Annotated in this window: 16 protein-coding genes and 1 pseudogene; 7 read left to right on the top strand and 10 right to left on the bottom strand. The window is 71.9% G+C overall.

The annotated features are described in order from the left end of the window. Positions 1-69 precede the first annotated feature (69 nt). Positions 70-1,293: pseudogene (locus ACZ56U_RS26665) on the top strand (4-hydroxybenzoate 3-monooxygenase). Positions 1,294-1,300: 7 nt separating this feature from the next. On the opposite strand, the gene ACZ56U_RS26660 reads toward ACZ56U_RS26665, so the two are convergent. Further along, positions 1,301-1,660 (bottom strand): ArsR/SmtB family transcription factor, encoded by a 360-nt coding sequence (locus ACZ56U_RS26660; protein WP_469086503.1) that lies wholly within the window; start codon positions 1,658-1,660, stop codon positions 1,301-1,303. 61 nt (positions 1,661-1,721) lie between these two features. Between ACZ56U_RS26660 and ACZ56U_RS26655 the strand changes: the two genes are divergently transcribed. Next, the gene (locus ACZ56U_RS26655; protein ID WP_469086502.1) at positions 1,722-2,759 is read left to right on the top strand and encodes a cation diffusion facilitator family transporter; all 1,038 of its coding nucleotides are present in this window, start codon (positions 1,722-1,724) and stop codon (positions 2,757-2,759) included. A gap of 2 nt (positions 2,760-2,761) precedes the next feature. Here the strand turns inward: ACZ56U_RS26655 and ACZ56U_RS26650 are convergent, their stop codons facing one another. Then, on the bottom strand, positions 2,762-3,328 hold the full coding sequence (locus ACZ56U_RS26650) for a YbaK/EbsC family protein (protein WP_469086501.1): 567 nt from the start codon (positions 3,326-3,328) through the stop codon (positions 2,762-2,764). Between the two features lie 42 nt (positions 3,329-3,370). Next, a complete protein-coding gene (locus tag ACZ56U_RS26645) occupies positions 3,371-3,943 on the bottom strand; it encodes a helix-turn-helix domain-containing protein (RefSeq protein WP_469086500.1) in 573 nt (190 codons plus the stop codon). 92 nt (positions 3,944-4,035) lie between these two features. Between ACZ56U_RS26645 and ACZ56U_RS26640 the strand changes: the two genes are divergently transcribed. Continuing rightward, positions 4,036-4,893: an EamA family transporter gene (locus ACZ56U_RS26640; protein ID WP_469086499.1), complete on the top strand. Its 858-nt coding sequence runs from the start codon at positions 4,036-4,038 to the stop codon at positions 4,891-4,893. Position 4,894: 1 nt separating this feature from the next. Here the strand turns inward: ACZ56U_RS26640 and ACZ56U_RS26635 are convergent, their stop codons facing one another. Beyond that, complete coding sequence (locus ACZ56U_RS26635) at positions 4,895-5,647, bottom strand: acyltransferase (protein WP_469086498.1); 753 nt, start codon at positions 5,645-5,647, stop codon at positions 4,895-4,897. 109 nt (positions 5,648-5,756) lie between these two features. Between ACZ56U_RS26635 and ACZ56U_RS26630 the strand changes: the two genes are divergently transcribed. Beyond that, positions 5,757-6,290: a gamma carbonic anhydrase family protein gene (locus ACZ56U_RS26630; protein WP_469086497.1), complete on the top strand. Its 534-nt coding sequence runs from the start codon at positions 5,757-5,759 to the stop codon at positions 6,288-6,290. A 3-nt stretch (positions 6,291-6,293) separates the two neighbouring features. Here ACZ56U_RS26630 and ACZ56U_RS26625 read toward each other — a convergent pair whose 3' ends face one another. The 3 genes from ACZ56U_RS26625 to ACZ56U_RS26615 all read right to left on the bottom strand — a co-directional run bounded on the left by ACZ56U_RS26625 (position 6,294) and on the right by ACZ56U_RS26615 (position 9,773). Beyond that, positions 6,294-6,944: a DedA family protein gene (locus ACZ56U_RS26625; protein ID WP_469086496.1), complete on the bottom strand. Its 651-nt coding sequence runs from the start codon at positions 6,942-6,944 to the stop codon at positions 6,294-6,296. 164 nt (positions 6,945-7,108) lie between these two features. After that, the gene (locus ACZ56U_RS26620; protein ID WP_469086495.1) at positions 7,109-8,857 is read right to left on the bottom strand and encodes an RICIN domain-containing protein; all 1,749 of its coding nucleotides are present in this window, start codon (positions 8,855-8,857) and stop codon (positions 7,109-7,111) included. A 463-nt stretch (positions 8,858-9,320) separates the two neighbouring features. Continuing rightward, positions 9,321-9,773 (bottom strand): DUF4442 domain-containing protein, encoded by a 453-nt coding sequence (locus tag ACZ56U_RS26615; protein WP_469086494.1) that lies wholly within the window; start codon positions 9,771-9,773, stop codon positions 9,321-9,323. A gap of 276 nt (positions 9,774-10,049) precedes the next feature. Between ACZ56U_RS26615 and ACZ56U_RS26610 the strand changes: the two genes are divergently transcribed. From ACZ56U_RS26610 to ACZ56U_RS26600, 3 genes are all read left to right on the top strand, one after another. Then, complete coding sequence (locus ACZ56U_RS26610; RefSeq protein WP_469086493.1) at positions 10,050-11,063, top strand: DUF8017 domain-containing protein; 1,014 nt, start codon at positions 10,050-10,052, stop codon at positions 11,061-11,063. Between the two features lie 84 nt (positions 11,064-11,147). Beyond that, on the top strand, positions 11,148-12,164 hold the full coding sequence (locus tag ACZ56U_RS26605; protein WP_469086492.1) for a DUF8017 domain-containing protein: 1,017 nt from the start codon (positions 11,148-11,150) through the stop codon (positions 12,162-12,164). Between the two features lie 60 nt (positions 12,165-12,224). After that, positions 12,225-13,523: an MFS transporter gene (locus tag ACZ56U_RS26600; protein WP_469086491.1), complete on the top strand. Its 1,299-nt coding sequence runs from the start codon at positions 12,225-12,227 to the stop codon at positions 13,521-13,523. On the opposite strand, the gene ACZ56U_RS26595 is transcribed toward ACZ56U_RS26600, so the two are convergent. The 3 genes from ACZ56U_RS26595 to ACZ56U_RS26585 all read right to left on the bottom strand — a co-directional run bounded on the left by ACZ56U_RS26595 (position 13,485) and on the right by ACZ56U_RS26585 (position 16,593). Beyond that, positions 13,485-14,330, bottom strand: coding sequence for a spermidine synthase (locus ACZ56U_RS26595; RefSeq protein ID WP_469086490.1), 846 nt, complete (start codon positions 14,328-14,330; stop codon positions 13,485-13,487). The two genes, ACZ56U_RS26600 and ACZ56U_RS26595, sit on opposite strands and share 39 nt — an antisense overlap. A 97-nt stretch (positions 14,331-14,427) precedes the next feature. Further along, positions 14,428-15,597, bottom strand: coding sequence for an elongation factor Tu (tuf, locus tag ACZ56U_RS26590; RefSeq protein WP_469086489.1), 1,170 nt, complete (start codon positions 15,595-15,597; stop codon positions 14,428-14,430). A gap of 273 nt (positions 15,598-15,870) precedes the next feature. After that, on the bottom strand, positions 15,871-16,593 hold the full coding sequence (locus tag ACZ56U_RS26585; protein ID WP_469086488.1) for a DNA alkylation repair protein: 723 nt from the start codon (positions 16,591-16,593) through the stop codon (positions 15,871-15,873). Positions 16,594-16,614 lie beyond the last annotated feature (21 nt).

Raw genomic sequence — 16,614 nt, 5'->3', positions numbered from 1 at the left:
CCGCACGGCCACCCGGATTTCCACGGTACTCGGTTCCCGGGCGCGACAGGGCGCGGACATAATGCTCGGATGACTTTCGCCTCCCCCCACCTCAACTCCGGTGACGTGCGGAGCGGTCCGGTCGTCATCGTGGGCGCCGGGCCCGCGGGGCTGACGCTCGGGAACATCCTGCGGGCCGCCTCCGTCGACTGCGTGGTCCTGGAGAGCGAGACCCGCGCGTTCATCGAGCAGCGGCCGCGTGCCGGGGTCCTGGAGGAGTGGGCCGTCCGCGCTCTGGAGCGGCGGGGTCTCGCGGGCAACCTGCCGGAGCGGGCGCAGCGGCACGCCGAGTGCGAGTTCCGGTTCGGCGGGGAGCGGTACCGGTTCGAGTACGCCGAGCTGACGGGTCATCATCACTGGATCTATCCGCAGCAGTTGCTGGTGACGGATCTGGTGCGCGAGTACGCGGACGTGCGCGGCGGCGACATACGGTTCGGGGTGCGCGACGTCGAGCTGCACGACCTGGACACGGATCGCCCGTCGGTGTCGTACACGGACCCGGCCTCGGGTGAACGCGTGCTGATCCGCTGCGAGTTCGTGGCGGGCTGCGACGGCGGTCGCGGGGTGACCAGGACGGTGCTGACGCCGGACCGGGCGCACATCTCGCGCTATGACTACGGCATCGGCTGACTGGCCCTGCTCGCGGAGGCGCCGCCCTCCAACGACTGCGTGGTGTTCGGCATCCACCGGAACGGCTTCGCCGGTCACATGGCCCGCAGTCCCGGGGTGACCCGCTACTACCTGGAGTGCCCGCCGGGCGACGACCCGGGGAACTGGTCGCACGAACGTGTCTGGTCCGAGCTGCGCGAACGGCTGGGGGCGGCGGGCGCACCGCCGCTCACCGAGGGCCGGTTGATCGAGAAGCGCGTGCTGGACATGCACAGCTATGTGGTCGAGCCCATGGTGTTCGGGCGTCTCTTCCTCGCGGGCGACGCGGCCCATCTGACCGCGCCCATCGCGGCGAAGGGCGTGAACCTCGCGCTGCACGACGCCTTCCTGCTCGCCGACGCGCTCCTGGCCTACCTCGCCAAGGGCGACACCACCGGCCTGAGCGGCTACTCGGCCGCGTGCCTCGGCCGGGTCTGGGACTACCAGGAGTTCTCCCAGTGGCTCTCCGGCATCTACCACGGCGCCTCGTCCGGGGATCCCTACCGCGCGGGCACCAGCCTGGCCCGGCTGCGCCGCCTGTTCGGCTCCCCGGCCGCGGCGGAGACCTTCGCCGAGCAGTACCTGGGCAAGGGCGCGCACTACTGACCTGGGGTCAGTCGTGCACGGGCCGGTCGCTGAGCCGGTGGTCGGCCACGTTCAGCGCCTCGTCCACGAGGCGGCGCAGGTGGCCGTCCCGCAGTGCGTAGATGACCCGCCGCCCCTCTTTCCGCGTGTTCACCAGACCCGCCAGCCGCAGCCGCGCCAGGTGCTGGCTGACGGCCGGGCGGGCGGCTCCGCACGCCTCGGTGAGGGTCGTGACGTCGGCCTCCCCTGCCGTCAGGGCGTGCAGGAGTGTCAGGCGGGTGCGGTCGCCGAGCAGCGCGAGGAGTTCGGCGGCGAGGGCGAGCTGTTCCTCGCCCGGGGTGCGCGGGTGCGCATCGTGCGCAGGTGACAGGTGCATGCGTGCGCTCATACGCACATAATGGCGTCATGGACGCGCACCGTCCACCATCGCCCTGCGGGAGGGGAACGTCGTGAGCGACCGGCACCACCACGAGCACCACCATCACCACGGGTACGACCGCCGGTCCGGCCCGCGCCATCGCCTCGGCCACCTCCTGAAGCCCCACTCCCACGAGAGCGCCGACAAGGTCGACTCCGCCCTGGAGTCCTCGGCCCGCGGTATGCGTGCCCTGTGGGTCTCGCTCGCGGTACTCGGCGTGACGGCGCTCGCGCAGGCGGCCGTGGTGGCGGTCTCCGGGTCGGTCGCGCTGCTCGGGGACACCGTGCACAACGCCGCGGACGCGCTGACGGCCGTACCGCTGGGAATCGCGTTCGTGCTCGGCCGACGTGCGGCGACCCGGCGCTTCACCTACGGGTACGGGCGGGCCGAGGACCTCGCGGGGATCGTGATCGTGCTGACGATCGCCGCGTCGGCGGCCTTCGCCGGGTGGACGGCGATCGAGCGGCTCCTGGACCCGCGTCCCGTGCACCACGTCCCGGCGGTCGCCGTCGCCGCGCTCGTCGGTTTCGCGGGCAACGAGTGGGTGGCGCGGTACCGGATCCGGGTCGGCCGGGACATCGGCTCGGCCGCGCTGGTCGCCGACGGACTGCACGCCCGCACGGACGGGTTCACGTCACTGGCGGTGCTGATCGGTGCGGGCGGGGCGGCCCTGGGCTGGCAACTGGCCGACCCCGTCGTGGGGTTGGCGATCACCGCAGCGATCGTCCTCGTGCTCCGGGACGCGGCACGCGAGGTGTTCCGGCGGCTGATGGACGCGGTCGACCCGGCTCTCGTGGACCGTGCCGAGCAGGCCCTGCGGGAGGTCGAAGGGGTGCGCGGGGTGGGCGAGTTGCGGTTGCGCTGGATCGGCCACCGGCTGCGGGCCGAGGTCGCGGTGGTGGTGGACGGCGACGCGACGGTACGTCAGGCCCATGCCGTCGCCGTGGCGGCGGAGCACGCGCTGCTGCACGCCGTGCCGCGCCTGACCGCCGCCCTGGTGCACGCCGACCCCGCTCCGCTGCCGGGCGAGGAGGACCCGCACCTCACCCTGGCCCACCACTCGGCCTGACCTCAGGAACCGAGGGCCACACCGAGTCCTTCCAGCACGACCGCGCCGGGCAGCTCCGCGAACGCCTTGCCCGGCACCAGCAGCTTGCCGCGCCGCCGTCCGCTGCCCACCAGCACGTACGGCAGGTCCACGACGGCCGAGTCGACCAACAGCGGCCAGTGCGCGGGCAGTCCGACCGGGGTGATGCCGCCGTACTCCATGCCGGTCTCCCCCGTCGCCGTGTCCATCGAGGCGAAGGAGGCCTTGCGGGCGCCGAGTTGGCGGCGTACGACACCGTTGACGTCGACGCGGGTGGTGGACAGCACGACGCAGGCGGCCAGTTGGGACTCACCGCCGCGCTTGCCCGCGACGACGACACAGTTCGCGGACTGCTCCAGCAGCTCCTGGCCGTAGTGCTGGACGAAGACGGTCGTGTCGGCCCACTGCGGGTCGGTGTCGACGTAGACGATCTGGTCGGCGGGGACGCTGCCGCTCCAGCGGCGTACGGCGTCGGCGACCGGGGTCGTCAGCTCGTCGAGGCAGTCGGGGGCGGGGCGGGCGTGGTCGAAGTGTCCGATCGGTGCGTCCATGGCCGCACGCTAACAGCCGCGCGGTGGTGGCCGGCCCGGGTCTCAGGGCGCCGCCGGGACCGAGACCGCGAGGACCATCTCCATGGGGATCTCGCCCTGGTTGGCGTAGGTGTGCGCGGCGCCCGCCTCGAAGGTCACGCTCGACCCCGCCGGGACGCGGTGCGGCACACCCTCCACCGTGAGGGTCAGTTCGCCCGCCGAGACATGGGCGATCTCGACCGTGCCGACGGGGTGCGGATCGGAGCTGCTGCTCTCGCCGGGCATGAGCCGCCAGTCCCACATCTCCAGCGGGCCCGGGGCCTCCGCACCCGCCAGGAGCCGGCTGTAGCTGCCCGCGTCGGTGTGCCACAGCCGCACCACCTGCTCGGGCGGGACGACCCGCACGCGCGGGCCCTGCTCGTAGTCGAGCAGGGTGGTGATGCTGACCCCGAGCGCGTCACCGATCTTCACGACCGTGCCCAGGCTCGGGTTGGTGCGGGCCTGCTCGATCTGGATCAGCATGCCGCGGCTGACCCCGGCCCGGGCGGCGAGCGCGTCCAGGGTGAAGCCGCGCTCGGTGCGCCAGCGCTTGACGTTGCGCGCCAGCGACTGGGTCAACAGGTCGAGATCCGACACTCTAAGTCCAATATTCTGTATCCGAAGTCCAACTGACTGAACTATTGTCGGGTGCACCCGATCATCCACCGAACTGTACTGCGAGGCACGCCGTGACAGCACTCTTCGCCCTGGCCACCAGCCTCCTGTGGGGCCTGGCCGACTTCGGCGGCGGACTGCTCACCCGACGCGTCCCGGCACTCACGGTGGTGGTCGTCTCGCAGGCCATCGCGGCGGTCGCGCTCGCGGTGGTCGTGCTCGCCACCGGCGGCTGGAGCGAGACCGGCCCCCGGCTGTGGTTCGCGGTCGGCGCCGGTCTGGTCGGCCCGCTCGGCCTGATGTGCTTCTACAAGGCGCTCGCCCTCGGCCCCATGGGCGTCGTCTCCCCACTCGGCACCCTCGCCGTCGCCGTCCCGATCGGCGTCGGCCTGTTCCTCGGTGAGCGCCCCGGCCTGACCCAGGTCGCGGGCATCGCGGTCGCCGTCGTCGGTGTCGTCCTCGCCGGTGGCCCCCAGCTCCGGGGCGCCCCCGTGCAGCGCCAGGCCATTGTGCTCACCCTGGTCGCGGCCCTGTGCTTCGGTGCCGTCCTCGCGCTGATCGCGGCGGCCTCGACCACCGTCACCGGCCTGTTCCTCGCGCTCTTCGTACAGCGCGTGACCAACGTCGTCGCGGGTGGCACCGCCCTGTACGCCACCGCCCGCAGGGGTGCCGTCGTCCTCCCCACGGACGGCTTCCCCTGGACCGCCCTTCCGGCGCTGGCCTTCGTCGGCCTCGCCGACGTCGCCGCCAACGGCAGTTACGCGATCGCCGCCCGGCTCGGCCCGGTCACCGTCGCCGCGGTGCTCGCCTCGCTGTACCCGGTGGTGACCGCCCTCGCCGCGCGCGGTTTCCTCAGCGAACGGCTGCGGGCGGTCCAGGCGGTCGGCGCCGGCCTGGCCCTGATCGGCACGCTGCTGCTGGCGACCGGCTGACTCAGTCCAGCTCGGCGAGTCTCGCCACGCTCTCCTCGTCCAGCCCCGCCAGCGCGTTCAGCTGCTGCGGTGTGACCCCCTCCGGAATCGGCACCGGCGCCGGGGTCCGCAGCGGAGGCTGCCAGCCCGCCTCGGCGGTCCACCGCCGGACGACCCGGGCGGGCGCCCCCGCGACCACGGCGTGGTCCGGCACCGCGCCGCGCACCACCGCACCCGCCGCGACGACCACGTTCCGCCCGATCCGGGCGCCCGGCAGGATCACCGCACCGGTGCCGATCCAGCAGCCCGAGCCGATCTCCACCGGCTCCATCCGCGGCCACTGCTTGCCGATGGGCTCGTGCGGATCGTCGTAGGAGTGGTTCGTGGAGGTCACGTAGACGTACGGCCCGAAGTAGCAGTCGCTGCCGATGGTGACCGTCGTGTCCGCGATGACATGGCTGCCGCGGCCGAGGACGACACCGTCCCCGATGCGCAGGATCGGCTCCGGACCCAGGTCGAGGTCGGGCATCAGTCCGGCGGTCAGCGTGACCTGCTCGCCGACGATGCAGTGCGAGCCCACCTGGATCCACGGCTCCCCGAAGACCGTGCCGAGCGGGAACGCGAGCCGGGTGTGCTCGCCCAGCGCGCCGAAGCGGAACCGTCCGGGGTGTTCGGCGGTCACGGACCCGGTGCGCTGCACCCAGGCCCAGCCCGCGTGGACGGCACGCTGGGTGAGGCCGCGACGCCAGGATGAGAACGTGTTCTTCTTCGGCACGAGGTCACCGTACTCAGAGTGCGCGGGCGCGATGAGCGCGCGGGCCTGTGATCTTCGCCCCACGTGGGTGGCGTACCGTGCGGGGGTTGGCGACGACGAGGAGAGGGCGATGACGCACAAGGCGTTGATCATCGGCATCGGCGGCCGGGAACCGAAGGTCCACGAGGAGGCCTTCGTGGCACCCACGGCCTCGGTGATCGGGGACGTGACCCTGGAGGCGGGCGCGAGCCTCTGGTACGGCGCGGTGGCACGCGGCGACGTCGAGCGGATCTCCGTCGGAGCGCGCAGCAACATTCAGGACAACTGCACGCTGCACGCCGATCCGGGGTTCCCCGTGACCATCGGCGAGCGGGTGTCGGTGGGGCACAACGCGGTGGTGCACGGGGCGACGGTCGAGGACGACTGCCTCATCGGGATGGGCGCGACCGTCCTCAACGGCGCGGTGATCGGCGCGGGTTCGCTGGTCGCGGCGCAGGCGCTGGTCCCGCAGGGGATGCGGGTGCCGCCGGGGTCACTGGTCGCCGGGGTCCCGGCGAAGGTGCGGCGGGAGCTGTCGGAGGAGGAGCGTCAGGGCGTCACGCTGAACGGCACGCTCTACGCGGACCTGGCGAAGGCGCACGACGAGGTGCACGGCACGGCGTGAGGCTCAGTCGGCGGCCGGCACCGGTTCCGGCTCGGCCGCCTGCCGCTGCTCGGTCGCCTTCTTGGCCTTGCGCTTCAACACCATCATCGACGTCAGGCCGATGAGCACGGCGAGCACCAGCCCCAGCCACGAGAACCGCTTCAGCCAGGACTCGGCGACGACACCGACGTAGTAGATGACGGCCGTCGTACCGCCCGCCCACAGGATCCCGCCGAGCACGTTGGCGGTCAGGAACTTCCAGTACGGCATCCGCAGCACACCCGCGAGCGGGCCCGCGAAGATCCGCAGCAGGGCGACGAAGCGGCCGAAGAAGACGGCCCACATGCCCCACTTCTCGAAGGACCGCTCCGCCGTGGCGATGTGCCCCTCGCTGAAGTGCCGGGGGAACTTCTTCCCCAGCCAGGCCAGCAGCGGGCGCCCGCCCTTGCGGCCGATCGCGTAGCCGATGGAGTCGCCGATGATCGCTCCGGCGCTGGCGCAGGCGCCGAGGATGAACGGGTCGATGTCGCCGTGCTGGGAGGCGAGCAGCGCGGACGAGACGAGGATGATCTCGCCCGGCAGCGGGATGCCCAGGCTCTCCAGGCCGATGACCAGCCCCACCAGCAGATAGATGCTGACCGCGGGCACGGTCTCGAGCCATTCCTGGACGTGCACAGCCGGTTCCTCCTCGCGTCCCTGCGTTCCCGGGCGTACGCGACCGTCGGCCCGTACGCCCGGGAAGCCTACCGGGTCGGCGGGACCCGGCGGCGTCCCACAGGAATCGGCCGGATGCCGGCAGGAACCTGACAGGGGGCCGCCTCGGGCAAGGCGGCCCCCTGTCAGTGCAGGACGGATGCGACGGCGGCGACGGCCGTGTCCACGATCGGCACCTCGACCGCGCCGCCCGGGGCCTCGGGCTCGTCCCGGTGGTCGACCTGGGCCAGGTGCGGCTCGCTCTCCTGCGGCGCGGGGTCGTCCGGTTCCCCGGCGCCCGGGGACTCCGCGGTGGGCGACGCGGGGACGGCCTCCGGGAGGAGGCGGCCGTCCTGGCCTCCCGTCTCTTCCTTCCCTTCCGTCTCTTCCTTCCCTTCCGTCTCCTTCTTCTCCTCCGCCGTTCCTTCTGCCTTGTCGTCCTTCTCCTGCGTCTGCGGCTTCTTCCGCGTCTCGGTCGTGAGGCCGTCCACCGATTCGAACAGCCACCCCTGGTCGTCGGAGCCGTCCCGCTCGGCCACCACGACCTCCCGGTCCCGGCCGGGGGCGAGGACCAGCCCCTTGTGCCAACGCAGCAGGATCTCGCCGCCCACCGTGAGGTCGTACTGGACCTCGCCGGCGTGCACCAGGCACCCGTCGAGGACGACCGAGCCCGCGACGGTGTCGGAGCCGAGGCAGAGGGTGGGGTCGGAGAGGCTGCGCAGCAGACCGTCGTCCTGGTACGACCACTGCTGGGTCGGGGCGGACGAGCAGACCGCGAGAACCGTCTCGGCGCCGTTGTCGACCCGCTTCCCCCGGATGTCCAGGCAGAGGTCGTCGGCCCGGCTGCGGAGCCGTCCCTGGCCGATCGCCACGGGATCACTCGCGAACGCGGCCGACGGGGAGCCCGCGGACGAGGGCGCCGGGTCGGGGCCGGGGACGACGTCATGGCCGCTGGCGGCGCCCCAGGTGACCCGGGGGTCGGGGGCACCGTTGTCATCGGACCAGCCCTTGGTGACGAGGACGGTCGCGAGCAGGGTGAGGGAGGTCAGGCCGACGACCACCGCGGCCTTGGTCTGCCGTTTCGGCGGGGCGAGCCGGGCGGGGCGGGCGGGCCGGTGCCGGCCGCCGGCGCGGGGGCGCGTGGTCGGCGACTGGTTCGAACCGCCGCGGCCGGGCCGCGAGTCGAGATAGCGGCGGGCGCCCCAGCCGAGGACGGTCTCGGCGAGCAGCACGTCGAGCCCGCCCTCGAAATGGCTCAGCTGCTCGGCGGCGTGCCGGCAGTAGCGGCATTCCGTCAGATGCTGCTGGACATCGGGCAGCAGACCTCCCCCGCGGCGCATCGGGACATCCAGGAGACGGTTGTAGAAGCGGCAATCCTTCGAGGGCGCGAGTTCCCGGTGGGCCCGTACACAGCCCTCCCGCAATTGGTCGCGGGCCTGTTCCAGGGCGGCCGCCGCGCGGGCGACGTCGACCCCCAGGAGACCGGCCGGTACGGATATGTGCTCGGCCTCGACCTCGACATGCCACAACAGAGTTTGTGAGGCTCCCGGAAGGGCACGGAATGCGTGCTCGGCGAGCTTTCGCCTTTCGGGCGTCACGCCCCGCGCCGCACGCAGTCCGCGGCCCCCGGTCGGTTTGCCCAACTCTGGCAGTACAGCGGAAATCCGGTGCTGCCCGGACCACTCCTTCACCGTGTCCCGTACGGATGCCAGTAGTTGGGGTCGCACGGCACCGCCGTTGGCGTGGGCGAACAAACGGTGGAAAGCGGCGGCGGCGACGAGTTCCGCGGAACCGGAGGAGGAGGCGAGGCAGATGACCGCGTACTCGTGCGTGGCCCGCCAATGCCGGGCCAGCAACAGGGCGACCGCCCGCTCACCCCCTTCGGCACCGTCCAATTGCGCGACGAGATTACGGTCGGACTCTCCCGGACTGGATCCGGGGCGCGGCGGATAAGGAGGCCGTGGGGGGTATGGGGAGTGCACTGAACCAATTTCCTTCCCAGCCGCTGGACGGCACGGCAATGTGCGTCCGTCGGAAAGCAGGTGCGTGATTGGTGCATACCTATGCCGCGTCAGGTACGGTGCGGTCATTCGGGGCGGTCACTTTCGCACACGCGATTGACAGGAAACAAGAAGTTCGAGTGACCGAAGTTCAAAACGCTTCGAATTCAGATAAGTTACCGGCGGTATCCGCACCCACATTCGATAACCGGGTGTGCTCGCTTGCCCAGTTGTGGACGCGCGGCGACAGGTGGCACACGAAATCTCCCCCCTTCGCGGCCCGGGACCTCGCGGCGCGTACGACGGCATGACTCGGCCCCGGCCGAAAGACGGCCGGGGCCTCGCGAAACGATGTCGCTCAGTTGTTGGGACGCAGCGTCCAGATCACGGTCATCTCACCGGTCACCGCACCGTCGGCGCGCCGGATCTCGATCGCCACCGGGAACTCGGGACGCTGCCCCGCGTCCAGCTCGGCCACCACCTCGGCGGCGGGACGGCCGAGAGTCGCGGTGGCGGTGACGGCACCCATGGCGAGCTTGCGGTACGCGATCTCGGCGCTGACCGCGAGCGGCACGGCCCGCGCCAACTGGTCCCCGAACGCGGCGAGGACGATGGCGCCGCTGGCGGACTCCCCGAGCGTGAACATCGCGCCGGCGTGCGGTCCTCCCACGTGGTTGTGGTACTCGCTCTGGTCCGGGAGGGCGACCACGGCCTTCTCCGGCGTGGTCTCCAGGAAGTCGAGGTTCAGGGTCCGGGCCATGGGCACCGTGGCGGACAGCATCTCGCCGATGGACATCTGCTCTGCGCTCATGGGCGGCATGTTACCCACGGGTAGCCACAAAGGGCCAGGTCGGTGTGATGTTTGTCGTATCACCCCGCTCGTCGCCAGGAAGGCGCCCGCGGCCCTCCAGGAACCGTGCTCCACGACGACAGGAGCGGCAGGGCCGAGGACACGCCTCCGGCCCGCGTCGGGGCGCGATCCCCGTCCACGACAGAGGCGCTCACACCCGAGGAGTCCTGACTTGGTACGGCCCTGACAAGGGGCGGTGACCGAATCGATGCACACACGCCACTAAGGTGACTGACCATGTGGCCAGGACAGCAGCCGCCCGGGGGCGAGCAGAACCCGCAGGACGCGCACAACCCGTACCAGCAGCCGGGATTCCAGCAGCCGAATCCCTACCAACAGCCCGGCTATCAGCAGCCCGGCCCCTACGGGCAGCCCACCCAGTGGGACACGCCCCAGGCCCCACAGCCCGGCGGCGGTGGCGGTGGTGGCGGCAATCGCACGAAGATCACCGCGATCGTGGCGGCCCTCGCCGTCGTCGTGGCCGCCGGTGTGACCGGCTTCCTCGTGTTCGGCGGCGACAAGGACGACGAGGCGGACGGGGGCTCGGGCAAGGAGACCGGTCAGACGGCGCCGCCCTCGAAGTCCGCGTCGACCGACCCGTCCGCGTCCGGCTCGGACGACAACCCGCGCGGCGGTGAGGAGGAGAAGGCGACGATCGACGGCTGGAAGGTCGTCATCAACCCCAAGTGGGGCACCGCCTTCGACGTGCCGGCGGACTGGCAGGTCGAGTCACCCGGCATGCTCATCGGCTTCGAGAAGGACAACGCCAAGGCCGGCGACAAGCCCATCATCACCATGTCCGCACCCGCCTACCTCCAGGAGAAGTGGTGCACGTCCGACGACGACAAGGACGGTGACACCGAGGAGACCGCCCTCGCCACGGCGGGCACCAAGGGCGCCAACGGCGCCAAGAACACCGACGAGGTGGCCGTGAACCAGGTCCCGTGGTGGGTGTTCGGCGGGTACACGCAGCCGGACAAGAAGAGCATCACCTTCGACGAGAAGGCGAAGCCGTACACCACGGCCTCCGGCGTCAAGGGCAGCCTCGCCTGGGCCCGTTCGAAGAACACGCCCCAGAAGGGCAAGTGCGCGACCGACGGCAAGGCCGTCACGTTCGGGTTCAAGAACTCCGCCGGTGACTTCGTGGCGTTCAGCCTCTACGGGGCCACCGGGGTCAAGGACGAGCTGCCGGACGCGACGATCATGAAGATCCTGAGCACGGTCCGCGTCCACGGCGAGCCGACCGGCTGAGGCGGCGTCAGGCCGGTCCCACTCCTCGGACCCGTCCCGGATCCCCATGGCACCGGCCTCCCGGCCCCTCTATGGTTACCGGCCATGTGGCCAGGACAGCAGCCGCCCGGGGGCGAGCAGAACCCGCAGGACCCGCACAACCCGTACCAGCAGCCGGGGTACCAGCAGCCCAGTCCCTACCAGCAGCCCGGCTTCCAGCAGCCGGGCCCGCACCAGCAGCCCCACCCCTACGGGCAGCCGACCCAGTGGGACATACCCCAGCCGCCGCAGGCGCCCCAGGGCGGCGGCGGGGGCGACCGGACGAAGCTCGTGGCGATCGTCGCGGCGCTGGCCGTGGTCGTGGCGGCCGGAGTGACCGGCTTCCTGGTCCTGGGCGGCGACGAGGACGACAAGGCGGACAGCGGCGGGAACCCGAACCCGACGGCCACGAGCAAGGCACCGACCTCGGCGAGTCCGAGCGACGGCGACAACCCGCGCGGCGGTGGCGGGGCGAAGGCGACGATCGCCGGCTGGAAGGTCGTGGTCAATCCCAAGTGGGGCACCGCCTTCGACGTCCCGGCGGACTGGCAGGTCGAGTCGCCGGGCGTGTTCATCGGCTACGAGGACGAGAAGAAGGGCGACGGCTCGGTCCTCATCGGCATGTCCGCGCCGGCCCACCTCCAGGAGAAGTGGTGCACGTCCGACTCCGACAAGGACGGCACGACCAGCGACAAGGCGCTGGGCACCGTCGGCACCAAGGGCCAGAACGGCGCCAAGAACACCGACGACGTCGCCCGCAACGACTCGGCGTGGTGGGTGTTCGGCGGGTACACCGACCAGAAGAACGCCTCCAAGAAGCTGCTGACCATCGGCGAACCGAAGGCGTACACCACGGCGTCGGGTGTCGAGGGAAGCGTCGCCACGACGTTCTCGAAGGGCGTGGCGAAGACGGACAAGTGCGACACCGAGGGCAAGGCGACGACGTTCGCGTTCAAGAACTCCGCGGGTGACTTCGTCTCCTGGACCTTCCACGGGGTCAAGGGCACCGGGGACGAGGTGCCGGACGCCACGGTCCAGAAGATCCTCAGCACGGTCCGGCTGTACGGCGAGCCCACGGGCTGAGGATCGAGACCGGCCGGAATCCGTTTGGCAAGTCGGCGCCGGTAGCGCGATAGTCGGCCGGTGACCTCCGCCGACGCCCCGATACGCCGCCGCGGGCCCGACTGGGCCGGCCGCAACTACAGCCTGCTGACCGCCTCTGCGGTCGTCACCGGTCTCGGCAGCCACGGCGCGCTGATCGCCGCCGCGTTCGCCGTCCTGGAGACCGGCGGTGACAGCGGTGACGTGGGGCTCGTGGCCGCCGCGCGGACGCTGCCGCTGGTGGTGTTCCTGCTGATCGGGGGCGCGATCGCGGACCGGCTCCCCCGGCACCGGGTGATGGTCGCGGCGAACGCCCTCAACTGTGTGTCGCAGGGCGTCTTCGCGGTGCTCGTCCTCGCCGGGGATCCGCGGCTGTGGCAGATGATGCTGCTCACCGCGCTGGGCGGCACCGGCCAGGCGTTCTTCAGCCCGGCGGCCGAGGGGATGCTGATGTCCTCGGTCTCCGGCGAGCAGGCGAGCCGGGCCTTCGCGGTGTTCCGGATGGCCATGCAGGGGGCGACCGTGGGCGGCGCCGCGCTGGGCGGCGCGATGGTCGCCGCGATCGGCCCGGGCTGGGTACTGGCGGCGGACGCGGCGGCGTTCGCGGTGGCCGCCGCCCTGCGCTCCTTCCTGGACGTGAGCCATATCGCGCCCCGCACGCCGGGTGACGGCCTGCTCGCCGACCTCCGCGAGGGCTGGCAGGAGTTCAGCAGCCGGCCATGGCTGTGGGGCATCGTCGTACAGTTCTCGCTCGCGAACGCGGTCGTGGCCGCCGCCGACGCGGTCTACGGCCCGCTGGTGGCCCGGGACCATCTGGGCGGCGCGGGTCCCTGGGGCCTGGCCCTGGGCTTCTTCGGCGCGGGCACGGTCGCCGGCGCCCTGCTGATGACCCGTTGGAGGCCACACCGCCTGCTGCTCTGGGGCACCCTCGGTGTCTTCCCCCTGGCCCTCCCCTCGGCCGCTCTCGCGGTGCCCACGTCGGCCGGGGTGCTGTGCGCGGTGATGTTCCTGACCGGCGTGACGGTGGAGGTCTTCGGGGTGAGCTGGATGACCGCCCTCCATCAGGAGATCCCGGAGGACAAGCTCTCCCGGGTGTCGGCGTACGACTGGTTCGGCTCCGTCGCCATGGTGCCGCTGGCGACCGCGCTGGCCGGTCCGGCGGAGTCGGCGTTCGGCCGCTCCCACGCGCTGTGGGGCTGCGCCGCGCTGGTCGTCGTGGTGACCGCGGCGGTGCTGTGCGTACCGGACGTGCGCAACCTCAGGCGGCGGAGCAAACCGGTGGCACAGTCCGCCGCGGGCGTCTCAGCCGATGCCGAACGCCCCGTCGGGGGGCTCGGGTGAGGGCACGGCGTCCTCGTCCCGCACGGGCAGCGCGCCGCCGGTGAACTCCCGCAGGGCGGCCCCGTGCCGGACACGGGCGGGGAAGGCGTCGGAGGCGGTGAGCCGGGCGAGCGCGGCCGTGTCGAAGGGCTCTCGGGCGGCGACCACCACGGCGTTCCCGAACCGCCGGCCCCGCAGCACCCCCGGCTCGGCGATCAGCGCCAGTTCCGGGAACACCGTGCCCAGAGTGGCCAGTTGGGACCGCAGGAAGGTGAAGGGCGCCGCGTCGGCGAGGTTGGCCAGATAGACGCCGCCGGCGCGCAGCACCCGGTCGGCCTCCCGGACGTACCCGAGGGAGGTGAGGTGCGCGGGCACCCGCGAGCCTCCGAAGACATCGGCGACCAGCACGTCCGCGGAGTCGGCCGGGGCCGCCTCCAGCCACGCCCGCGCGTCGGCGCCGTGCAGGGCGATCGAGGCCCCGTCGGGCAGGGGCAGATGCTCCACGACCAACCGCGACAGCTCCTGATCGGCCTCCACGACGTCCTGCCGGGACCCGGGACGGGTGGCGGCGAGGTAGCGCGGCAGCGTCAGCGCCCCGCCCCCGAGGTGCAGCACGTCCAGGGGCCGCCCCGGCTCCGCGACGGTGTCCAGCACATGCCCGAGGCGACGGGCGTACTCGAACTCCAGATGCGTCGGCTCGTCCAGATCGACGTACGACTGGGGCGCCCCGTCGACGGTGAGCAGCCAGGCCCGCTTCCGGTCGACGTCGGGCATGAGCTTGGCGAACCCGTGATCGACGGCACGGGCGACGGGGATGGGCTCGGTCACTGGGTCATTGTGCCGGTGACCCTTCTGGCCGAGGACAGCGGGGAACTGCGCGACCGGCCAGGACGGCCCCGCAGTCCCCCTCACCCGTCAGCCACCCTCACACGACGGCTGTCACGGTCCCCGCACCGACGGTCCGTCCACCCTCACGGATGGCGAAACCGAGCCCGGGCTCCAGCGGCACGTCCCGCCCCAGCTCGACGGTCATCGTCACCGTCTCCCCGGGCCGGGCCACCGCCACCTCGCCGAGGTCGACGTCCCCGACCACATCCGCGGTCCGGATGTAGAACTGCGGCCGGTACCCCGTCGAGACGGGCGTCGTACGACCGCCCTCCCGCGCGGACAGCACGTACACCTGCGCCGAGAACCTCCGTCGCGGCTCGACCGAGCCCGGCGCGGCCACCACGTGCCCACGCCGTACGGCGTCCCGCGGCACGCCCCGCAGCAGCAGTGCCACGTTGTCCCCGGCCTGCGCCTCCTCCATGGGCTTGCCGAACGTCTCCACCCCGGTCACCACCGTGTCCACGGCGGCGCCGAGCACGTCGACGCGGTCGCCCACGCGGACGGTGCCCCGCTCGACGGCACCCGTCACGACCGTGCCCCGGCCGGTGATGGTGAGCACGTTCTCGACGGACAACAGGAACGGTGCGTCCACGTACCGCTCCGGCATGGGCACATAGGTGTCCACCGCGTCGAGCAGCGCCTCGATCGACGCCGTCCACTTCGGGTCGCCCTCCAGCGCCTTGAGCCCGGAGACCCGGACGACGGGCACCGCGTCGCCGCCGTAGCCGTGCGAGGTGAGCAGGTCGCGGACCTCCAGCTCGACCAGGTCGATGAGCTCCTCGTCACCCGTGTCGGCCTTGTTGAGGGCGACGACGATGTGGTCGACGCCCACCTGCCGGGCGAGCAGCACGTGTTCGGCGGTCTGCGGCATGATCCCGTCGAGCGCGGAGACGACGAGGATCGCCCCGTCGAGCTGCGCGGCCCCGGTGACCATGTTCTTGACGTAGTCGGCGTGGCCGGGCATGTCCACGTGGGCGTAGTGCCGGGTGTCCGTCTCGTACTCGACGTGCGCGATGTTGATGGTGATGCCGCGCGCGGCCTCCTCGGGGGCCCGGTCGATGCGGTCGAACGGGACGAAGGTGCCGGCACCGCGGTCGGCGAGGACCTTGGTGATGGCGGCGGTCAGGGTGGTCTTGCCGTGGTCGACGTGGCCCATGGTGCCGATGTTCAGGTGCGGCTTGGTGCGCACGTATGCCGTCTTGGGCATGGCTGTACCTCGAGGTCTCGGTGAGAGCGTAAGAGTCTCCAGGTGGGAGACGGGGACCCCGGGTACTCACCGACCCTCCCCCTGCGGGGTCCGCCGGACAATACGGAGAGGGTCAGCTTCGGGCGCCGTCGGCTGCGGCCAGGAGGATCTCAACGGCAGCCTTCGGCGCATCCGCGACTGCGGATGCTGCGAGGTGGAAGGCGTACCGGAACATGACGCAGATCATTGCCGACGCCTCGCCGGGCGTCGAATGGTTTTTCCCCGTACGGGACGTCAGGCGCCGATGTTCTTCAGGGCCTCGCGCACCGACAGCGGCGCGAAGCGGTCCCTCTCCCGCGCGAGGAAGGACCGCACGGCCTCGGGGTCGGTCTTGGCGTACTCGCGCAGTGCCCAGCCGATCGCCTTGCGGATGAAGAAGTCGGGGTGCCCCGACTGGCGGACGCAGTAGGCGAAGAGGCGCTCGGTGTCGGTGCGTTGCTGGTAGCGCAGCTGGTGGAGCAGGGCGGTGCGGGCGATCCACAGGTCGTCGTCCGCGATCCAGGCGTCCATGTCCGCCGTCAGCTTCGGGTCGGCCGTGACGAGCGCGCCGACCACGTGCGCGGCCAGCGGGTCGACGGTGTCCCACCAGGAGGCCGTCAGGACGAGGTGCCGGGTCACCGGGAGGAAGCCGGAGGAGAGCACGCGCGCGTGGCGGCGCAGGTAGTCGACGGCGAAGTACTGGTACTCGCGCTCGGGCAGTTCCCAGCAACGCAGCGCGATCGCGGCGCAGTCGGCCTCGTCCGGGCGCGGTGTGCCCTCCAGGACGGTGCGGGACAGGGAGCGGCGCACGGGCGTGGTGAGGCCGAGGAAGGGCGCCACGTCCTTCATGTACGCCCGCATGGGCTTGGCCCGGGCGGGGTCGGCGGCGGCGCCGTAGAGGGCCGTGAGTCGCCGCAGCACGATGTCCGCAAGGGGGCTGCCCGGCAGTGAGGGAGATCCCACACCTGTGACGCTCATGAGACGAACCATACGGCGATC

It is taken from the genome of Streptomyces sp. NPDC034103, assembly GCF_055575395.1.
This window is presented reverse-complemented; position numbering and strand designations above follow the sequence as displayed.